Source organism: Rheinheimera texasensis DSM 17496, from assembly GCF_000711985.1.
Taxonomy (GTDB): Bacteria; Pseudomonadota; Gammaproteobacteria; order Enterobacterales; family Alteromonadaceae; genus Pararheinheimera; species Pararheinheimera texasensis.
Genome location: NZ_JONU01000015.1, coordinates 1 through 18826 on the forward strand (window position 1 = coordinate 1; position 18826 = coordinate 18826).

At 54.0% G+C, this 18826-nt stretch carries 18 protein-coding genes and 2 rRNA genes; 19 read left to right on the forward strand and 1 reads right to left on the reverse strand.

Annotated elements, in window-relative coordinates:
* The 3 genes from Q399_RS0109580 to Q399_RS0109590 all read left to right on the forward strand — a co-directional run.
* A 23S ribosomal RNA gene (locus Q399_RS0109580) occupies positions 1 to 148 on the forward strand; the annotation flags it as partial.
* Positions 149 to 231: 83 nt separating this feature from the next.
* Positions 232 to 346, forward strand: a 5S ribosomal RNA gene (gene rrf, locus Q399_RS0109585).
* 585 nt (positions 347 to 931) lie between these two features.
* Positions 932 to 2422: an EAL domain-containing protein gene (locus tag Q399_RS0109590; protein ID WP_031568129.1), complete on the forward strand. Its 1491-nt coding sequence runs from the start codon at positions 932 to 934 to the stop codon at positions 2420 to 2422.
* Here Q399_RS0109590 and Q399_RS0109595 read toward each other — a convergent pair.
* Entirely contained in the window at positions 2345 to 3334 is a 990-nt protein-coding gene (locus Q399_RS0109595) for a 1-aminocyclopropane-1-carboxylate deaminase/D-cysteine desulfhydrase (protein ID WP_157836265.1), read from the reverse strand. The two genes, Q399_RS0109590 and Q399_RS0109595, sit on opposite strands and share 78 nt — an antisense overlap.
* 52 nt (positions 3335 to 3386) lie before the next feature.
* Here Q399_RS0109595 and Q399_RS21480 point away from each other — a divergent pair, with 52 nt between their 5' ends.
* The 16 genes from Q399_RS21480 (at position 3387) to Q399_RS0109675 (ending at position 18802) form a co-directional block, all read left to right on the forward strand.
* Complete coding sequence (locus tag Q399_RS21480) at positions 3387 to 4346, forward strand: type IV pilus biogenesis protein PilM (RefSeq protein ID WP_051685877.1); 960 nt, start codon at positions 3387 to 3389, stop codon at positions 4344 to 4346.
* The gene (locus Q399_RS0109605; protein ID WP_031568132.1) at positions 4330 to 4938 is read left to right on the forward strand and encodes a PilN domain-containing protein; all 609 of its coding nucleotides are present in this window, start codon (positions 4330 to 4332) and stop codon (positions 4936 to 4938) included. The genes Q399_RS21480 and Q399_RS0109605 overlap by 17 nt, the downstream gene beginning before the upstream one ends.
* Positions 4935 to 5657: a hypothetical protein gene (locus Q399_RS0109610; RefSeq protein ID WP_031568133.1), complete on the forward strand. Its 723-nt coding sequence runs from the start codon at positions 4935 to 4937 to the stop codon at positions 5655 to 5657. Before Q399_RS0109605 ends, Q399_RS0109610 begins: the two co-directional genes overlap by 4 nt.
* Positions 5629 to 5949, forward strand: a complete 321-nt coding sequence (locus tag Q399_RS0109615; protein ID WP_031568134.1) for a hypothetical protein — start codon at positions 5629 to 5631, stop codon at positions 5947 to 5949. Before Q399_RS0109610 ends, Q399_RS0109615 begins: the two co-directional genes overlap by 29 nt.
* An 8-nt stretch (positions 5950 to 5957) precedes the next feature.
* Positions 5958 to 7607 (forward strand): pilus (MSHA type) biogenesis protein MshL, encoded by a 1650-nt coding sequence (gene mshL / locus Q399_RS0109620; RefSeq protein WP_031568135.1) that lies wholly within the window; start codon positions 5958 to 5960, stop codon positions 7605 to 7607.
* Entirely contained in the window at positions 7607 to 8512 is a 906-nt protein-coding gene (locus Q399_RS0109625) for an ExeA family protein (RefSeq protein ID WP_245612867.1), read from the forward strand. The genes mshL and Q399_RS0109625 overlap by 1 nt, the downstream gene beginning before the upstream one ends.
* Positions 8509 to 9486 carry a tetratricopeptide repeat protein gene (locus tag Q399_RS21485; protein ID WP_031568137.1) on the forward strand — a complete coding sequence of 326 codons (978 nt, stop codon included), beginning with the start codon at positions 8509 to 8511 and terminating at the stop codon, positions 9484 to 9486. The genes Q399_RS0109625 and Q399_RS21485 overlap by 4 nt, the downstream gene beginning before the upstream one ends.
* 1 nt (position 9487) lies before the next feature.
* A complete protein-coding gene (locus Q399_RS0109635; RefSeq protein WP_031568138.1) occupies positions 9488 to 11212 on the forward strand; it encodes a GspE/PulE family protein in 1725 nt (574 codons plus the stop codon).
* A complete protein-coding gene (locus Q399_RS0109640; protein WP_031568140.1) occupies positions 11212 to 12438 on the forward strand; it encodes a type II secretion system F family protein in 1227 nt (408 codons plus the stop codon). Before Q399_RS0109635 ends, Q399_RS0109640 begins: the two co-directional genes overlap by 1 nt.
* A gap of 86 nt (positions 12439 to 12524) precedes the next feature.
* Positions 12525 to 13094, forward strand: coding sequence for a prepilin-type N-terminal cleavage/methylation domain-containing protein (locus Q399_RS0109645; protein WP_037046006.1), 570 nt, complete (start codon positions 12525 to 12527; stop codon positions 13092 to 13094).
* A gap of 12 nt (positions 13095 to 13106) precedes the next feature.
* Complete coding sequence (locus Q399_RS22455) at positions 13107 to 13604, forward strand: prepilin-type N-terminal cleavage/methylation domain-containing protein (RefSeq protein ID WP_031568142.1); 498 nt, start codon at positions 13107 to 13109, stop codon at positions 13602 to 13604.
* Between the two features lie 6 nt (positions 13605 to 13610).
* The gene (locus Q399_RS0109655) at positions 13611 to 14099 is read left to right on the forward strand and encodes a prepilin-type N-terminal cleavage/methylation domain-containing protein (RefSeq protein WP_031568143.1); all 489 of its coding nucleotides are present in this window, start codon (positions 13611 to 13613) and stop codon (positions 14097 to 14099) included.
* Positions 14100 to 14711: a type II secretion system protein gene (locus tag Q399_RS0109660; protein ID WP_245612868.1), complete on the forward strand. Its 612-nt coding sequence runs from the start codon at positions 14100 to 14102 to the stop codon at positions 14709 to 14711.
* Entirely contained in the window at positions 14711 to 15541 is an 831-nt protein-coding gene (locus Q399_RS21490) for a PilW family protein (protein WP_031568145.1), read from the forward strand. Before Q399_RS0109660 ends, Q399_RS21490 begins: the two co-directional genes overlap by 1 nt.
* Positions 15531 to 15965 (forward strand): hypothetical protein, encoded by a 435-nt coding sequence (locus Q399_RS21495; protein ID WP_051685878.1) that lies wholly within the window; start codon positions 15531 to 15533, stop codon positions 15963 to 15965. The genes Q399_RS21490 and Q399_RS21495 overlap by 11 nt, the downstream gene beginning before the upstream one ends.
* Positions 15962 to 18802, forward strand: a complete 2841-nt coding sequence (locus Q399_RS0109675) for a DUF6701 domain-containing protein (protein WP_031568147.1) — start codon at positions 15962 to 15964, stop codon at positions 18800 to 18802. The genes Q399_RS21495 and Q399_RS0109675 overlap by 4 nt, the downstream gene beginning before the upstream one ends.
* Positions 18803 to 18826: the final 24 nt, after the last annotated feature.

The following is an 18826-nucleotide window of genomic DNA, read 5'->3' on the forward strand; positions in this document are numbered from 1 at the left end:
AAGCGGGAAGCCGGCCAAGAGATGAGTCATCCCTTGTGCCTTGAGCACACATAAGGGTTGTTGGAGACCACAACGTTGATAGGTGAGGTGTGGAAGCGTGGTGACACGTTAAGCTAACTCATACTAATTGCCCGAGAGGCTTAACCATACAACGCCCAAGTTGTTTTGCGCGTGTGTGTTGTGAAACGAATTATCAGCTTGCTTTAGTTAAAGACAGACAAACAGTTTTTGCCTGGTGGCAATAGCGCTGTGGAACCACCTGAATCCATTCCGAACTCAGAAGTGAAACGCAGCTGCGACGATGGTAGTGTGGCAGTTGCCATGCGAGAGTAGTACACCGCCAGGCTCCCAATACACAAAACCCCGCTCAGTGAGCGGGGTTTTTTGTATTTAGAATCCGGCGGTTTACTCTCGCAGAGTAGTACAGTGAAGACCGAAATAGACAACGCCAACAGTTTGGCTCGTCTGGCCGTCACACGGCGGCTGAACGCCCTGAGGTCTGCGAGGGTGCAGACTCCCACGAAGCCGCAATGGTGAGTTCAATAAAACTGTCAAAGGCATGGGAATGAATGATGCCAACAGTTTGACATCATTCCGGGGGAGCACACCCGAAGCTCCGCGAGGGTGCAGACTATCAAGAAGCCGCGATGGTGAAACCACCCGCCACTTCTCACAAAATCTGAAAAGTTAAAATTCCTCCTCGCACCTCGACAAACCCAGCTTCGCCGTTAACACTCAAAAGTCTGATCTGGAGAGTCTTATCGTGATGGAATTGCTGAAGAACTGGTTAACCCGCCGCCCATTTGCCCAGTCTATGGCGCTGTTATTGCTTTTTGCGAACGGCGGATTGGTGTTTTTGTTGCTGTTAGCTGTTCAGGTACTACCCGTTCCTTTTAAAACCCTTATGTCTGTTGGAATTCCAGCATGCTTTATGCTCAATCTGATATCAGCTGTTTTATGGTATTTCGTTTACGAACAAAGTGCTCGGCAGCATCACCAGCAGCAGATGATTGCTGAGTTAACCAGCAGAGTAGATGATTTACTGCAAGACGCTTATCTGCCCGTCAGTCGTGATACCAGCTTAGCTGACCGTCTGACATTGCTGCGCCAGAGCCTCCAACATCAGGTTAGGCGGGAGCAGGAAATTCGTCAGTTGGTGCGGGTGCAGGGCTTGGTTGACCACGAGCTGGCCATCGGTAATCGCATCTATTTTGAAAGCAAACTCCAGCATTACCTGTTAGATCCGGCTGAACCTCAGTCTGGCGCATTATTTCTGATCCAGCTAAGCCACCCGGAGCTCAGTATTGGTCCCAATGATGCGGTACAGCGGCTTGCCGGTAGCGCCGATTTGGTGCAGCAGCTGGTGAATCACTTACCGCTTACAGTGTTGGCCAGAGTGGCCGACGCCGATCTCGCGCTGCTAATTCCGGGGATGGAACAAAAAGATGCCGAGCAGCTTGGCGACCGGCTGGCGATGGTGTTAAGTCGCGCCAGCTTTTTTGCCGGTTACGAAGATTTTGACTTAGTCCATCTCGGTTACGTTATCTATCAGCAAGGCCAAACTGCCTATCAGGTGATGTCTGAGGCTGATATGGCGCTTAAAACAGCGCAGTTGCAGGGGCCGAATGCTGCTTTTGGTTTTTATCCTGAACATAAACCAAAAATTAAAGGTTCGGTTTGGTGGCGGACAGAACTGGCTAATGCACTGAAAGAACAGCGATTTCTGCTGAGTTTTCAACCGGTTTTTTCCTGGCAACAACACGATATTATTCAACATGAGGTATTAGTCCGCTTGCAGACCAGTGATGGGGAAAAGTTAGCGGCTGCGGTATTTTTGCCAATGGCGGTGAACTGCGGTTTAACGGCACAGCTTGATCAATATGTGCTGACCAAAGCGGCGCGGTTGTGTCAGCTGGAGCAGAAAAATGGTCTGCGTTGCAGTGTCAACCTGACGGTTGAATCATTGTTAAATCAGGAGTTTATGCAATGGTTACAGCAAAACCTGCAAAATGGTCAGTTGCAGGCAGCACAGCTGGCGCTGGAAGTGGATGAATATCACCTGATTAAACAATATAAAAAGCTGAAGCCGAAGCTGATCAAGCTGCAACAGCAGGGTTTTAGTCTGATCATTGACCATGTCGGCCTCAATATCAGTCCTTGTCAGTATTTAACCGAGTTGCCGGTGGATGCGGTCAAACTGCATGCTTCTGTAGTCCGGCATATTGAAAACCAGCTGGAGCAACAGTTATTTATTCGCGGTTTAGTCGCCAGCCATCAGAGCAAAGGCGTCAAGGTGATAGCGACCGGCGTTGAGAGTCAGGCAGAATGGCTTTGTCTGCAGAAATTAGGTGTCAGCGGGGCTCAGGGCTATTTCTTCAGTCAGCCGCTCGCCGAACTGATGCCACAGGCGCAGCTCAGCTGATTTGAGCTGCCGATATTGCTCTGATGAAATGCGCTGTTGCTGCAATAAACCATCCAATCCCTGTAATCCGCCGGTATGAAAAAATACGATGCGCTGACCTGGTGCTACCTGCTGTTGTTCCAGCTGTAGCAACAGGGTACGAAATGCTTTGCCGGTATAGATTGGCTCCAACGGCAAATTCTGTGTACTCAGTTCCAGGCAAAGCCCCAGCGTGGTCTGGTCAAAACGGCCATAACGTAAACCGCTACAATCCGGTAGCAACTGCCAGTTGTGTTGTTGTGGAACTAAGGAGTTGATTTGAGCAGCAAGGCCAGAGTCCTGCACCACACTGATACCAAGCACCGGTAAGTGCGGATGACCCAAGGCCAGACCGGCGACAGTTCCGCCGCTGCCGGTGGCGCAACAAATCAGGTTGGCAGGGCCATCCGGCGTTTGACTTAACTGCAGCTCCGCCACGCCTTGTAAACCCAAAGCGCTGGTGCCGCCTTCCGGCACTATCAGCCAGTTGGGGAATTGTTGCTGTAATGTCGAAAGATATTCAGGCTGATGGCGCAGCCGGTACATTTGCCGGTCAACAAAGCTGAGTTGCATACCGTGCATCTGACACGCGGCTAAAGTCGGGTTGGTGACCACCGAATCCTGTCGTACAATCGCATGCGTTTGAAAGCCAAAGGCTTTTCCTGCGGCGGCAACGGCCGCAAGGTGGTTGGAGAAAGCGCCGCCGAAGGTCAGAATTCCCGTTTTTTCATATTGTTGTATATGCTGGATATGGTACTTTAGTTTTAACCATTTATTACCCGCAATCGCAGGGACCAGGCAGTGCAGGTGGCAGACCCACAGTTCGGTCTGAGATTGCTCCAGCAGTGGCAGAGAAATCCGTTGCCAGTGTTGACGATAAAACGGTGAATTCACAAATGCAGCCAGACCCGGCAAAACCAGATCAATAAGGTGTCAGAGTGTTTGCATGATACAGAAATTTACGCACAAGTTCCGCAGTTCAGCCAGCCGCCCGCGTCAGGCTGCGCAGATCGCCGCGATTTATCTGCAGGCTGAACAGCTGAAACTGGTGTTGGTTCGCAGCGCGGATCAGGTGGTATTAAAGACTGAAACTATGCGTCTGGTGGATAGTCAGCAACGCGTCAGTGCCTGCAGTCAGCTGGCCCGTGAATTACCGAAAAATACTGCGTTGTGTCTGGTACTGAGTGCCGACAGTTATCAGCTGGTGCAGCTGGATAAACCGCCACTAGCTGAAGTGGAAATGCGACAGGCCTTGCCCTGGCAGATCCGCGATTTGGTCAGCATCCCGACCGATGATTTAATCGTAGATTACTGTGACGTGGCGGAGCCCGCCAGTCAGCAGCAGGCCAAAATTCAGGTTGTTGCCAGTTCCCGCAGCCTGCTGGCGCCATTATGTAAAGTGTTGCAGCAAAGCCCGGCACAGCTGATAAATATCCAGCCGGATGAGTGGCTGGCCCGCAACTTATTACCTGTTCAGCCGCAGGCGGTGCTGTTGCTCAGCCATCAGCCCGGCCAGGAGCTGAATATCCAGATCGTTCGCAACGGCACTTTGTATCTCAGTCGGAAGCTTCGCGGTTTTACCCGCATTGATCAAATGAGCTTCAGCGACCTGAGTCTGGGCTTGCTCGACAATCTGCTGCTCGAAGTACAACGCTCACTGGACTTTTTCGAAGGGCAGATGCGACAGGCGCCGGTCAAAGAGATTCTGTTTTTATTACCGAGCCCGGAGTTACCGGCGATCCTGCAGTATTTTGGCCAAAATGGTTTTACGCAGGTGCGGGCTTTGGATGTAGCCGCCTATATGCCGGGTAGCAGCCTGGCGGAGCAGGCGGATTATTGGTTGCCGCTGGCCGGCGCTTTGGAGTTATTGCTGAGCGCGGAGGCATCCCTTGAAACAACGCATTAATCTGTATCAGGCCGGCTTACAGCCGGTACCACAGCGCTTCGCGTTGCCAACTTTATTGCGTAGCTGTGCGCTGGTACTGCTGGTGATTGCCGCTACCGCAGGCACTTTGCAATATCAACTGCAACAACAACAAACGCAAACTAACAAGTTTCAGGCCGCGGTGCAGCAAAAGTCAGAAGAGTTAGCCAATTTACAACAAGCGCTGGATAACCGGCAGCCGGAGCAGTCGTTGTTGCAGCAAGTGGAACAACTCAACATTGAGATCGGACAGAAACAGCAACTGTTGCAGTATTTAACTGCCGACCAACAAGCGCAGCCGCCGCAATATGCCGCCGTGCTACAACAGCTCAGTACGCAGGATTTACCGCAGTTCTGGCTGCGCAGTTTCCGCCTTGGTAAAGCCGGTGTCGAATTTAACGGCGTCACCCGCGATGCCGCGTTGGTACCGAAGTGGTTACGTCTGTTGGGCCAAAGTCCGCAGTTCAGTGGCCAGCAATTTTCTGCCGTGTCTTTTCAGCCATTGGCGCAGGACTATCTGCAATTTCGCGTCAGCAGCAGCGATGTTGCGGTCGCAGCGGAGGGTATGCGATGAGTCAGTGGCAACAACTGTGTGAGCAGTATATGCAGCTGCAACTGCGTGAGCGCCGGCTGATTTTTTTCGCCGCACTGGCGATGTTGCTGTGGGTTGGCACTATCTCTGTGGCTGAACCTTTGTGGCGTTCGCTGCAGACCAGTCAACAGCAGCAAAAAATGACGCTGGGCCAGATGGCGCAACTGCAGCAGCAGGTGGACGCAGTCTTACAAGTGCTGAACAGCGATCCAAACGAACAAGTACGCAGCCAAATTAACGAGCGGCAGCAACAGCGGGAACAGTTAAACAGTCAGATTAAACAGCTGACTGGCCGTTATGTCAGCCCTGAGCAAATGTTGCCTTTGCTGCAGGACGTACTGAAAAGCAGCCCTGGCGTGAAGTTAACCCAGCTGCGCAGCCTGAAACCCGAAGTGCTGCAAATCGGCGCTGCTACTCCAACGCCTACGTCAGCTCCGGCGCCGGTGCCTGCAGCGCAGACCAATACAGCGCAGGCCAATACCGAGCCGCCAGCAGCAACCCCTCAGCTGTATCTGCATAAAACCGAAATCATTTTCAGCGGCCAGTACGCGCAGTTGCAACAGCTGCTGCAACAGCTCGAACGCTTGCCATGGCAACTGCACTGGCATCAGTTAGAGTACAAAGTATCAGAACACCCTCAGGCGGAATTACGGCTGGAATTGGAGACTATCAGTGAACAAGCTGAATATCTGCGGATTTAGTCTGCTGTTTGTCAGTATTCTTTGCCTGCCGGTGTGGGCGGCGGATCCGACCGCGCCGGAAGCGGTGCTGAGCGATAGCACTGGCGTCACAGCAGAGGCACAGCAGATCCCGAAATTAAGTCTGATCCGGCAGGAAGGCAAAGAGCGTCTGGCCATTTTAGACGGGCAGCCGCGTCGGGTTGGCGCCATGCATGGCAGCTATAAAGTGATTTCTATCGGTGCGGGTCGGGTGACCTTAGCGCAGGGGCAACGTCAGCTGACGCTGCAATTATTTCCTTCAATGACAAAGTAGCGGATTTTATGGCGAAACCCTTTCCACTGATCGCAGCGCTGGTGCTGCTGCAGGGCTGTAGCATCACGTCAGAATCTGATGTGTTAGCGCGATCGCAGGCTGAACTGAATAAAGCGCAACAAGCGCCGGCCAAACCTAAACCGCTGCAAATTCCGGCGGCGGTCAGCGCGGATGTGTTAAGTGCCAGCGCCATGCCGCTCCAAAACACTCCGGTGTTGCCGCGTTTTAATCTGGCTGCAGCTGCGGTTCCGGCGGCGGATTTTTTTGCGTCCCTGGTGACAGACTCGGATTTTAGTATCGTGGTGCATCCGGATGTGCGCGGCACTGTCAGCTTGCAGTTAAAGCAGGTCACACTGCCGGAAGTGATGGCGGTGGTGCAGCAGATGTATGGTTTTGATATCCGTCAGTCCGGGCTGATTTATCAGGTGTATCCGGCCGGGCTTCGCACTGAAACCATTCCGGTGAATTATTTGCTGATGCAGCGCCATGGTCTGTCGTCGATTGCAGTCAATTCCGGTGGGGTATCGCAGGACCAGCAAAATAGCAACCAGGGTAACAACCGCAATAACCAGAATAATAACCAACAAAATATGGACGGCCAGAATGGCCTCGGCGGGAATAATCAGCAGCAACAATTCAATGGCAGCATGATCCAAAGCAGCAGCAAAACTGACTTTTGGAAAGACTTACAGGAAGCGGTGCGCGGCATTTTAGGTTCTGCACCGCAGCGTTCTGTGGTGGTGTCACCGCAAGCAGGCTTGGTTACAGTTCGGGGTATGCCGGACGAAATCGCTGCAGTGCGGGCCTTTTTACAACAAACCGAGCAACATCTGCAGCGGCAGGTGATCCTTGAAGCCAAAATCATTGAAGTTACGTTGAGCGATGATTATCAGCAAGGTATTAACTGGCAAAGTGCGCTCGCCAATATCGATTCCACCAACCTGACGCTGAGTAATACTGCCGGCAGTTTTGGCAATAAAATCAGCAACGGTCTTGGTGGTTTAACCTCCATCGCCTTTGAAAATGCTGATTTTGACGGCGTGATTAGTTTGTTATCGACCCAGGGCGATGCGCAGGTGCTGTCGAGCCCACGCGTCACGGCGGTGAATAATCAAAAAGCGGTGATTAAAGTCGGCCAGGACGAATACTTTGTTACCGATGTGTCCAGCAATACCACCACTGCCACCAACGGCGTGCAAAGCACCACGCCGAGTATCACCTTACAGCCGTTTTTCTCCGGGATTGCGTTGGATGTGACACCGCAAATTGATGCCAGCGGTCAGGTGATTTTGCATGTGCATCCGTCGGTAACTGAAACTGCCGAGCAGGTCAAAACTATTCGTTTATCAGAAGAAGAAGTGGTGCTGCCGCTGGCGCAAAGCAATATCCGCGAGTCGGACACTATTATCAAAGCCAGCAATGGCGAAATTGTGGTGATCGGTGGCCTGATGCAAACCGTGATCAGTGACCAGGAAAGCGGGGTGCCGGGGCTGCGTTCGTTACCTTTGCTTGGCAATTTGTTTAAGTCGACCAGCAAATCAGAGAAGAAAAAAGAGCTGGTGATTTTGCTGAAGCCAACGGTCACCGGTGCTGAAGTCTGGCAACAACAAATTCAGCAGTCCAGCCTGCAAATGCAGGACTGGCAACAACGGCGCTGATGATGTATCTGAGCCACTTTCAATTGCAGCAGTACCCGTTCAGCCTGACGCCGAATACCGGTTTTTATGTCGGGCTGCAGGGACACCAGCAAGCCATGGAAGTGCTGCAAACCGCGTTAAATCACGGCGAAGGTTTTATCAAAGTGACCGGCGAAGTCGGCACCGGTAAAACCTTGTTGTGCCGCAAGCTGTTGAATGAAGCGCCGGCGCACTGGAGTCTGGCCTATATTCCGGACCCCAATCTTGACCCGCAGCAGCTGCGCTGGGCTTTAGCACTCGAACTCGGCTTAAAGCAATCCGACAATATTGACCAGCTGCAGCTGGCACATCTGTTACAGCGCCAGTTGTTATTGCTGGCCGGCGCTGGCCGGCAGGTGGTGCTGCTGATTGACGAAGCCCAGGCGCTGCCCGACGACACGCTGGAAGCGCTGCGGCTTCTGACAAATCTGGAAACTGAACAACGTAAACTGGTGCAGGTGGTGTTATTTGGTCAGCCAGAGCTGGACAAACGTCTGGCCCAGCCGGGCTTTCGGCAGCTGCGGCAACGCATCAGTTTTTCTTATCAGCTGGCGCAGTTACAGCAGCCGGAAGTGGCGGCCTATCTGCGTCAGCGTCTGCAAATTGCCGGCAGCGCGCTGATGTTATTCAGCCCGCTGGCGGTCTGGTTATTGAGTTATTACAGCAGAGGCATTCCGCGGCTGATTAATCTGCTGGCGCACAAAGCACTGCTGCTGGCTTATGGCGCCGGACTGTCGCGCGCTGGCTGGCGACAAATGTATCTGGCCGCCGCCGATACTGAAGATGTGCGTCATCCGGCGCTGCACTGGCTGCTGGTCGCGACGGCGACGCTGGCGCTGTTATGGTATCTGGCACCTTCAGCATTGCTGAGCTGGAGCCTGCGATGAGTGTGATTAACCAGATGCTGCGCGATTTAGACAAACGCCAGGCGGCAGATCCGGCGCTGCTGCGCACACCGGCGCTGACCGTCGCAAAAAAGCGGCACTGGTACTGGGCGCTATTGTTGTTACCGGCCTTGTGGTTAGGTGTTGAAATTGGTCAGCTGAAGCTGGAACCGGTCTCAGCTCCAGAGGTTGTGTCCGCAAAGCCGCAAGCTGAACCAGATGCAGCGGCTGCGAGCCTCAGCTCCGGGATTGCACCAGCAACGCCGGTCGCAGCCAGTCCAGAACCTGTCCTCATAGCAGCAGACAGCAATGAAGTCGCGCCTGCCGCTGAAACCCAAGTTCCGGCGCAATCAGCCAGCATGCCCCCGCAGCGCGAGGCTGTTTTGCCAACAGTGCAACATTCACAAACTGCGGTGCAACAACTGCCAGAGCCTGCAGAGACTGAAATTGTCGCCGGATCTGATGCCGCTGCTGAGGCTTATGCGTTGGCAGACGCTGATGCAGCGTTTTTGGCAGAGCCTGAGCCAGTAACACAGCCTTCAGCGCCAATTGTCAAACCACAAATGACCATCTCCGCAGCAGATCCGCAGCGCGTAGCCCAGCAGCAACAGCGCGATTTGGTCGCGCTGCAATGGGCCAATATTCAGCAACTTGCCGGCATGCAGCAGTGGCAGGCTCTGTTAGACGCGCTGACGCCGGCCTTAGCGCAACAATATCCCCAGCAGGTTTTGGCGTTGGAAGCGCACGCTGCGCAACAAACCGGTCAGACCGCGCGGGCGCTGCAGGCCTACGAGCGCTGGAGCCAGCTGGCGCCAGAGGATAGCCGGCCCTGGCTTGGGCTTGGCACAATGCTGGACCAGCGCGGCCAGTGGCCTGAAGCGCAACAGGCTTATCAGCAGGCCTTGCAACTGGGCGGCTTGAGCCCGGCCAGCCGGCAATTTATTCAACAGCGTCTTGCCAGCGCTTCCGGACAATAATATGCAAAGACCCCGTTTAAAAATGCGTCTGGGTGACCTGCTGGTGCATGAAGGCATCATCAGCGAACAGCAGCTTAGTAATGCCCTGGCGGCACAAAAACAAAATGGCCGCAAACTCGGCGCTACCTTGATTGAGCTGGGTTACCTGACTGAAGACCAGTTGCTGCAATTCCTCTCGCAGCAGCTCAATGTGCAGTTTCTCGATATCGCACAGCGCCGCATCGAGCCACGTGTGGCGCAAATGCTGCCGGAAGTACATGCCCGCCGTTTGCGCGCTTTAGTGTTGGAAGACCGCGGTGATTCGGTGTTACTGGGCATGAGCGACCCGGCAGATTTATCCAGCCTGGATCAAATCGCGCCGCTGCTGGAGCCCAAGCAGATTGAAATCGCCGTGGTGCGTGAAAGTCAGCTGATCGAAGCCTTTAACAACCTGTATCGCCGCACCCAGGAAATTCAGAGTTTTGCCCACCAGCTGCAGGAAGAATACGAAGAAACCGAAACTATCGACTTCGCCGCGCTCAGCACTGAAGGTGAGCAGGACAACACCATAGCGCGGCTGCTGCAGTCGTTGTTTGAAGACGCAGTGCAGGTGCGCGCCTCGGACATCCACATTGAGCCCGACGAAAAAGTGCTGCGCATCCGCCAGCGTGTCGACGGCGTGTTGCAGGAAAGTGTGTTGCAGGAAACCGGTATTGCGCCAGCGCTGGTGCTGCGGCTGAAATTAATGGCAAGTCTGGATATTTCGGAAAAACGCCTGCCGCAGGATGGCCGTTTTCAGATGAAAATCAAAGGCCGCACTATCGATGTGCGGATGTCGACGATGCCGGTGCAACACGGCGAATCTGTGGTGATGCGTCTGCTGGACCAAAGTGCCGGTTTACTCAGCCTGGAAGAAACCGGTATGCCGCCGGCGATCGTCGCGCGCCTGCGTCGTATTATCCAGAGCCCGCATGGCATGGTGCTGGTCACGGGGCCAACCGGTTCCGGTAAAACCACCACGCTGTATGGCGTGTTGTCGGAGCTGAATCAACCCGGTGTCAAAATCATCACAGTAGAAGATCCGGTGGAATACCGCTTGCCGCGGATTAATCAGGTACAAATCAACCATAAAATCGGCCTCGATTTTGCCGGTGTGCTGCGAACCAGCTTACGCCAGGACCCGGATATTCTGATGGTCGGTGAGATGCGCGATCAGGAAACTGCGGAGATGGGTTTGCGCGGCGCTTTAACCGGTCACCTGGTGTTGTCGACCTTGCACACCAACGATGCTGTCACCAGTACGCTGCGGCTGATTGATATGGGCGCTGCGCCTTATCTGGTGGCCAGTGCACTCAGGGCTATTCTGGCGCAGCGCCTGGTGCGCCGCGTGTGTCAGCATTGCAAACAACCTTATCAGCCGGATGAGCTTGAACAAACCTGGCTGAAGCATTTCCGCGCGCCGGCCAGTCTGCAGTTCTGGCGCGGCCGAGGTTGTCAGTCCTGTAACTATTCCGGTTATAAAGGCCGGATTGGTGTGTTTGAGCTGCTGGTGCTGGATAAACCGCTCTCCGATGCGCTTCGGCGCAACGACACGGAAGAATTCGCCCGCATCGCGTATAGCTCTGTGAATTTCAGCACGCTCGGCACTATGGCGCTGGATTATGCGAAGCAAGGCATCACCAGCCTCGACGAAGTGATCCGGGTGTCGGAATATGTTGATCTAGACGCTATGGCGGGTAAAGCCTGATGGCCAGCTTTCGCTACAGCGCCCGCGATATGCAGGGCCGGTTGCAATCCGGTGAGATTGATGCGCCAAGCGAAAGTGCCGTGGCCGACCAGCTACAACGCCGGCAACTGATCCCGCTGAATATCAGCGAAATCGCGCCAGAGCGGCAGTTAAAACTGGACCTGTCCGGCTGGTTTGGGCCTGTAGTGCGGCTGCCGGAGCTGATAGTGTTTGCCCGGCAAATGTATTCACTGATGAAAGCCGGTATTCCGATCATCCGCGCCATTCGTGGTCTGGCTGAAAGCACCAGCTCCAAAGCGCTGAACACAGTGTTGCTGGATTTGGCCGAGCAGCTGGAAAAAGGCCGCAGTTTGTCGGTAGCGATGGCCAGTCACCCGAAAATATTTAGCCGATTGATTGTCAGCATTGTGCATGTTGGCGAGAACACCGGCCGGCTTGATGACGCATTTGCCCAGCTGTCGGACTATTTTGAACAGGAAATGGAAACCCGCCGCCAGATTAAACAGGCGACGCGTTATCCGTCTTTTGTGCTGCTGGCGATTGTGGTGGCGATGGTGATCCTGAATATTTTTGTCATTCCGCAGTTTGCTGCGATGTTCGCCCGCTTTGACACTGAATTGCCCTGGACCACGCAGGTGCTGATTAATACCTCAGCGTTTTTCGTTAATTATTGGCCCTGGTTATTGCTGGGGTTGGCGGTTGCCGGCTTTTCGCTATACCGCTATCTGCAAACTGAAGACGGCCGCTATCGCTGGAGTCGTTACAAACTGCGGTTGCCGCTGATGGGCGACATTATCAATCGTGCCACGCTTGGCCGTTATGCCCGCAGTTTTGCCCTGATGCTGCGCGCCGGCGTGCCGCTGACCACTGCGCTCAGTCTGGTAGCGGAAGCGGTCGACAATGATTTTATGGCGGACAAAATCCGCGAGATGCGGCGCAATATCGAACGGGGCGAAAGCCTGGTGCGTGTATCGGCACAAAGCGGTTTGTTTACGCCGCTGGTGATGCAAATGCTGGCGGTCGGTGAAGAAACCGGCCAGATGGATGACATGTTGCAGGAAGTAGCATTGTTTTATGAACGGGAAGTCGCTTTTGATCTGAAGTCGCTGACAGCGAAAATCGAGCCTATTCTGATCACTGTGGTCGCGGTGATGGTACTGTTATTGGCCCTCGGGATCTTTACCCCAATGTGGGACATGCTTAGTGCTTATCAAAAAGGCAACTGAGCCAGCTTGGCAATCGACAGAAAAGCTGTCATTAATTAGTGAACCAACAATTATAAATTATTGATTTAAGCCCCGGAGAACTGCTTATGCGTACTATCTCAAGACAACAACAAGGCTTTACCTTAATCGAATTAGTCATTGTCATTATTATTTTAGGTTTGTTGGCCGCTACGGCGTTACCAAGATTCCTCAATGTCACTGAAAAAGCCGAAGACGTTTCAGTAGAGGGCATCGCCGGTGGTTTTGCCTCAGCCGTGGGGCTGGTGCGGGCTGGCTGGGAAATTGCCGGTCGGCCGAACAATAACGTCGCGACGAACCAAACCCGCGTGGAGTACGACAATGTATTTATTGGCGTGGATGGCACTATCGGTTATCCGTCAGGTGACCCAGCCGCAGATACCCGTGCCACGGCAGTAGATGCCGCAGATTGTGTGTTCCTGTTTAACAATCTGTTCCAGCAAGCTGGTGCTGCGACTGTTGATGCTACTTTTGATACCACTGATGACTTCTTTGCCCGTGCCGCTAGCAACGTCTGTGAGTATCACCAGACTGCTGGTTTAGCCGCTGCGCCAGCAGCCGGCGTCGGTGCGACAAATGGCTTTACCTATAACCCAGCAAACGGTAACGTATTGTCTTTCCTGAATAAACCTAACTAATCGAGTGATTTGATGCAAAAGAGTAAAGGTTTTACCTTAGTTGAACTGGTGATTGTGATTGTGATCCTCGGCATTCTGGCTGTGACGGCCGCGCCGAAGTTTTTAAACCTGAGTAGTGATGCCAAAATCAGCACTGTGAATGGCGTCAAAGGCGCATTGCAATCGGCTAATGCTGTGCTTTACAGCAAAGCTGTATTAGCTGGTGAGCAGAAGAAGGCATCAGGATCTGTTACTGTCGATGGTGTGGCTATTGCTCTGGTGAATGGTTACGTCGATGATGATGATGAAGAAGTTGGAAAAGTGTTGGATTTAGAGGGTGGTTTTACTGTCGCTCAAGCGACTGCCGGTACTTATACTTCAACACCATCGAATGTGACGGTCGCGGCAACTGATGTTGTTATCTATACCGGTTCTGTTCCTACAACAACATCAGCTTGTATGTTGGTGTATACCGCAGCGGCGAGTAACACTGCAAAACCCACTTATCAGATAGTCAATAGTGGTTGTTAAGTTGGAATGAAGCGAGTATTACCTTCAGCCGGTTTTACCCTGATAGAACTGCTGGTGGTGATCCTGCTGATAAGTATTCTGGCGGCTACGGCCGCCAGTCGTTTTTTTACTACTGACGACATCCAGCCGCAGCAACAACGCGATGCGGTGATTAATTTATTACGCCAGGTACAAATGCAAAGCATGCAGGACAGCAGCGGGGTATATAGCCGTTGCCCGACTGTGTTATTGCAAATGAACGTCGCCGGCATCGCCCGGCAAAATGCCTGCAATGCTTCCGCCAGTTTCACTGTGGACAGCAGTGACCTTAGCCAAATCAGCACCAGCGGTAGCACCGTCAGCAGCAGCGCGGGCAGCTTGCCGCTGTATTTGCGTTTTGACAGCTGGGGCCGTCCTCGCAGCAGTTGCAGCAGCGGTTGCACCATTAGTTTTGCTGCTGGCGGTGCGACCAGTAGCCTCTGTATCGAAGCCAGTGGTTATATCGGGGCCTGCTAAATGATCAAAAGCCCACGCCCTTTCCGCCGCTACAACAGCAATTTCCGCAATCAGCCCGCAGCCATGCTGCAGCGTGGTTTTACCCTGGTTGAACTGGTGATCGGTATGGTGGTGCTGGCGATTGCGCTAACGCTGCTGACCGGCGTGTTGGCACCGCTGCACCGCGATTCTGGTGCTATCTGGTTGCAGGTACGCAGTGCTGAACTGGCGCAAAGCCTGCTTAGTGAAGTGATGGCACGCTCCTTTGATGAAAATTCCAGCCGCAGCGGCAGTCCGCTGCGCTGCGGTGAAACCGGTGCCGCCAGCTGTGCCGCCAGTATACCCGCCTGTCCGGTCAGCGGCATGTCTGCAGTGACCGAAGAAGCCAACCGGCAGGATTACGACGACGTTGATGATTTCCATTGCCTGCGCGCTGATGCGGCGACTTTAACCGACTGGCTGGGCACCAGTCTGGCCAGCCGCTACGCCAATTATCAGCTGGCGATTAATGTCAGCTACGACGGCGTTAACGCCGGCGCGGCCAGCAATAATCTGGTTAAACGCATCACGCTGAATATCACGGCGCCGGATGGCACAGTGCTGACGTTCAGCGCCTTAAAGGGCAATTGGTAATGCGCCGCCGTCCTGTCTTTACCCGCGGTTTCACTTTGGTGGAACTGGTCACAGTGATGGTGTTATTGGGCATCGCAGTGGTTGGCTTGTCGACGTTGCTCGGCAATATGTCCGGCATTTACCTGCAATCGGCGCAGCGCGAACAGTTGCTCGGGCAAAGTCGCTTTGTGCTGGAGCGGCTCAATCGCGAACTGCGTGATGCGGTGCCGAACAGCCTGCGCGTCAGCAACAGCGGCAGCTGGTCTTGTCTGGAGTTTGTGCCTTTTAGCGCCGTGGTGCGTTATCGCACAATAGCGCTGCAGCCAGATACGCTGATGACGATGGACGTGGTCAGCCTTGATGCGACTTTTACTGCCGCCGCCGGACAGTGGCTATTGGTTTATCCGACCAGCCCGGCGGATATTTATGCTGCATCCAGCCAAAAAGTGCAGCTGCACAACACGCCACTGCTCAACGACAGCGATGGCAAAGCCGTGACTTACCGCTTGCAGCTGAGTCAGGCCTTTGGTTTTGGCACCGCATCGCCGGCGACTCGGGCTTATTTATTGAATAGCCCTGTCAGTTTTTGTGCGCTCGGCAATGAAATTCGCCGCTATGAAGGCTATGGGCTACAAAGCAGCCAGCCTGTGCCCGGCAGCGGTTTGAGCAATGGCGCGCTGATGGCGCGTCAAATCAGCAATAATTTAGCCAGCCAGCCGGTGTTTGAGCTGGCAGCGGATACGTTGACCCGCAATTCATTAGTGCAAATTCAGCTGGAGTTGACGTCGGAGCAAGACAGCGGCACCGTGCTCAGTTACAGCCATTTAGTGCAGGTGAGTAATGTCCCTTAAGCTGCATCTTTTATCACCAAACGCAAAACGCCGCCGCCAGTCCGGCAGTGCACTGGTGATCGCCGTTTTTGTGCTGTTATTCGGCAGCCTGATTTTGCTGGCGTTGGCACGGCTCAGTACTTCATCCGGTACCTCGCTGATTTATGAAGTACAGGGCCAGCGCAGTTATTGGCTGGCAAAATCGACATTGGAATTAGGGTTAGTGCAGCTGTTTCCACTCAATCAGACGGCGCAAAGCTGTGCGGCAGTGAATACCGCGGTACGTAACTGGAACAGCAACGATTGGGCCGGGTGCCAGAGCCAGCTGTCTTGCAGCGAAGACACCGTCGACAGCAAAAAATGGTTCCGTTTGGTCAGCACTGCACAGTGTGGTGACGGCGACTTGCTGACCAGCCGGGTGCTGAGTGCGGAGGCCAGCGAATGAAATTCCGGATGCTGGTGAGTCTGCTGAGCCTGTTCAGTGCCGGTGCACTGGCGGTTGACCCGGTCTGCGACACAACCTGGACGAAAACCACTAGCAGCTGGACTTGCAACGGCAATGGCAAAGTGACCTTCAGCAGTAATACCAGCTTTGTGCCAAGCAGTAATTTAACGCTGATTGCCAACAATGGTTTTGCGCTGAGCGGCAACACGGTCGGCAGCGCCAACATTCGGGTGAATTTTGAATCGAGTTATGGTGATTACAGCATCAGCGGCAGCACTGTTTATGGCAATTTGACGGCGTCGAGCGGCACTTACACCATCAGCAGTTCGACCGTGAATGGCAGTATCACCACAGGCGGCAATATCACGCTGACCAGCACCACTGTCACCAGCCTGGTGACCAGCAGCAGTAATACCATCACTGCAACCAACAGTAATCTGCAAGGGGGGCTGACCTCACGTTCCGGCATCACGCTCAGTGGTGGCACGGTTAATGGCGCTATTACCATGACGGCACTGAATATTGTCCGGCTGACCGGTGTAACCATGCCAACCGGCAGTATCAGCGGCGCCAGTCATGTTTATCTGGATAATTCAGACCTCGGCAGTGCATCGGCCAATGTCAACGTTACTACCGGCAGCAATGATATTTATGTGCAGGGCGGTTCGGTGATTTATGGCAATTTGTCGGCAGCCGTGAATTCCAATGGTACTGTGCAAGTACAAAACGGTACTGTTTACGGCACTTGCCTGCCGAAATCCAATCCGGTCAATGCCTGTAATGCCACGCCACCGGCCAGCGTGCATCATTATGAACTGAGCTACGCTAGTCCGGGCGTCACCTGCGAAGGCGAGCCTGTGACCATAAAAGCCTGTACTAATGCCGCCTGCACCACGCTCTATAGCGGCACGACTTCAGTCACGCTGGCAGCCACCAATAGCGGCAGTTGGACGAACAGCAGCCCCACTTTCAGCGCTGGCAGCGCCAGCAGTGCCTTGCGAAAAACTACCACAGGCAGTTCAGTCATCAGTTTAAGCGCAGCCAGTCCAACGGCCAGTAACGCGTTGGTGTGTAAAAATTCCGGCGCGACCGACAGCAGCTGCAGTATCAGTTTTGCCGACACCGGCCTGAAAATTTTTGCCACCGACAGTGTGTCAGCTGTGCCTAATCTGGTGTCCGGTGTGAATTACACCGTGAAGTTACGCGCTATTCAGACCAATACCACCACAGGCGCCTGTCAGGCCCGGGTGCAAGGGACCCGGACTGTCGGAGTTGCGTTTCGCTGCCTAAACCCAGCGACTTGTGTCAGTGGGCAACGAGTCAGTCAAGGCAATGTTGGCATCGGCGGCACTGCAGCCAGCAGTAACCCGAGCTATACCAATGTGCCGCTGACTTTTGATAGCAACGGTACCGCGAGCGTACCGTTTAACTACAGTGATGTCGGACAAATCGCTTTGCATGCCCAGCTTAGCCTGGCAGCCAGCGGCAATGATCCAGCCATCACGCTGACCGCGCCTGCGGCGACGCCAGTGGTAAAACCTTATCAAATCCGGGTCAATTCGGTCACTATGGCCAATGCGACCGGCACCAATCCCGGCTCGACCAGCAGTGGCAGCGGTTTTGTTGCCGCAGGGACTCCATTCCGGCTGGTATTGGATGTGCTGAATAGCGCCGGCAATCTGACCCCGAACTTTGGTAAAGAAAGTAACGCTGAGACGTTAAAAGTTGGCTTTGTCAGTTTGGTCTATCCGTCAGCCGGTGGCACCGGATCAAACGCTTATCTGAGCAATGTCAGCAGTTTTACTGCTGTCAGCGGTAGCGCCGGGCGTTTTCAAAATGTGCAGCTGCAATGGCTGGAAGCCGGCAGTATCACGCTGCAGGGGCTGCTTAGCGATGGCGATTATCTGGGGGCCGGTGATGTGGGTCTTAAACCGGCAAGCAGCACCATAGGCCGGTTTTATCCGCAACATTTTGTGCTGAGTAACCCCAGCAGCGCCAATCTGTGTGGCAGCGGCAGTGCGGCGTTCAGCTATATGAGCCAACCTGGTGTGCCATTAAACTTTACCCTCGAAGCGGTCAATACCGCCGGCACCAGGCTGTTGAATTACCACAGTGCCAGTTATACCGGCACTGCCGGGATTGGCCTGGTGGCAGAAAACAATGGCAGCAGCCATACAGCAAGTCTGGAAGGCCGGCTGACCGGGCAACCCAGCCTGACCTGGCAACAAGGCCGTTATCAGTTTATTGCCAGCACTTTGCAGCTGGAGCGGGGGAGCACTCCGGATGGCCCTTTCCTGAATTTTCAGCCCGGCATTAAAGTGTTAGCAGAGCAAGACAGCCGTAATCTTGAAAGCACAGTGTTGAACATGAACGCGACGACCAACGGCACTTGCGCCGGCACGGCCTGTGATGCGGCAAAACTTGGCAATGAACTGAAATTTTATTATGGCCGTCACCGGCTGGAAAATGCTTACGCCAACGCCTTTCAGCCAGCGCCGGTGGTGCTTAAAGCCGAAGTCTGGAATGGCAGTCAGTTTGTGTTGCACAGCGCCGACAGCTGCAGTGATGTAAAACCGGCGTCTCTGACTGCCACCGGTACGCCGGCGCTGACCGTCAGCGGCAGCAATACCCAACTCAGTAGCGGCATCAATCCGGTCAACTCCTTGCTGTTGTCGGCGCCGGGGCAAAATGGTAGCTGGAGCCTGCAATATCAGGCGCCGGTCTGGCTGAAATACAACTGGAACACCAACACTGCAGGTGATGAGGATCCGTCAGCTACCGCGTTATTTGGACGCTACCGCGGCAACGACCGGCTGATTTATCAGCGCGAGCAATAACAACGCGTTTACAGCAGCGCTTAT

Coding starts and splice junctions, on each gene's coding strand:
- Q399_RS0109590 (WP_031568129.1), top strand. CDS start 932: ATGCTCAATCTGATATCAGCTGTTTTATGGTATTTCGTTTACGAACAA.
- Q399_RS21480 (WP_051685877.1), top strand. CDS start 3,387: ATGATACAGAAATTTACGCACAAGTTCCGCAGTTCAGCCAGCCGCCCG.
- Q399_RS0109610 (WP_031568133.1), top strand. CDS start 4,935: ATGAGTCAGTGGCAACAACTGTGTGAGCAGTATATGCAGCTGCAACTG.
- mshL (WP_031568135.1), top strand. CDS start 5,958: ATGGCGAAACCCTTTCCACTGATCGCAGCGCTGGTGCTGCTGCAGGGC.
- Q399_RS0109625 (WP_245612867.1), top strand. CDS start 7,607: ATGATGTATCTGAGCCACTTTCAATTGCAGCAGTACCCGTTCAGCCTG.
- Q399_RS21485 (WP_031568137.1), top strand. CDS start 8,509: ATGAGTGTGATTAACCAGATGCTGCGCGATTTAGACAAACGCCAGGCG.
- Q399_RS0109635 (WP_031568138.1), top strand. CDS start 9,488: ATGCAAAGACCCCGTTTAAAAATGCGTCTGGGTGACCTGCTGGTGCAT.
- Q399_RS0109640 (WP_031568140.1), top strand. CDS start 11,212: ATGGCCAGCTTTCGCTACAGCGCCCGCGATATGCAGGGCCGGTTGCAA.
- Q399_RS0109645 (WP_037046006.1), top strand. CDS start 12,525: ATGCGTACTATCTCAAGACAACAACAAGGCTTTACCTTAATCGAATTA.
- Q399_RS22455 (WP_031568142.1), top strand. CDS start 13,107: ATGCAAAAGAGTAAAGGTTTTACCTTAGTTGAACTGGTGATTGTGATT.
- Q399_RS0109655 (WP_031568143.1), top strand. CDS start 13,611: ATGAAGCGAGTATTACCTTCAGCCGGTTTTACCCTGATAGAACTGCTG.
- Q399_RS0109660 (WP_245612868.1), top strand. CDS start 14,100: ATGATCAAAAGCCCACGCCCTTTCCGCCGCTACAACAGCAATTTCCGC.
- Q399_RS21490 (WP_031568145.1), top strand. CDS start 14,711: ATGCGCCGCCGTCCTGTCTTTACCCGCGGTTTCACTTTGGTGGAACTG.
- Q399_RS21495 (WP_051685878.1), top strand. CDS start 15,531: ATGTCCCTTAAGCTGCATCTTTTATCACCAAACGCAAAACGCCGCCGC.
- Q399_RS0109675 (WP_031568147.1), top strand. CDS start 15,962: ATGAAATTCCGGATGCTGGTGAGTCTGCTGAGCCTGTTCAGTGCCGGT.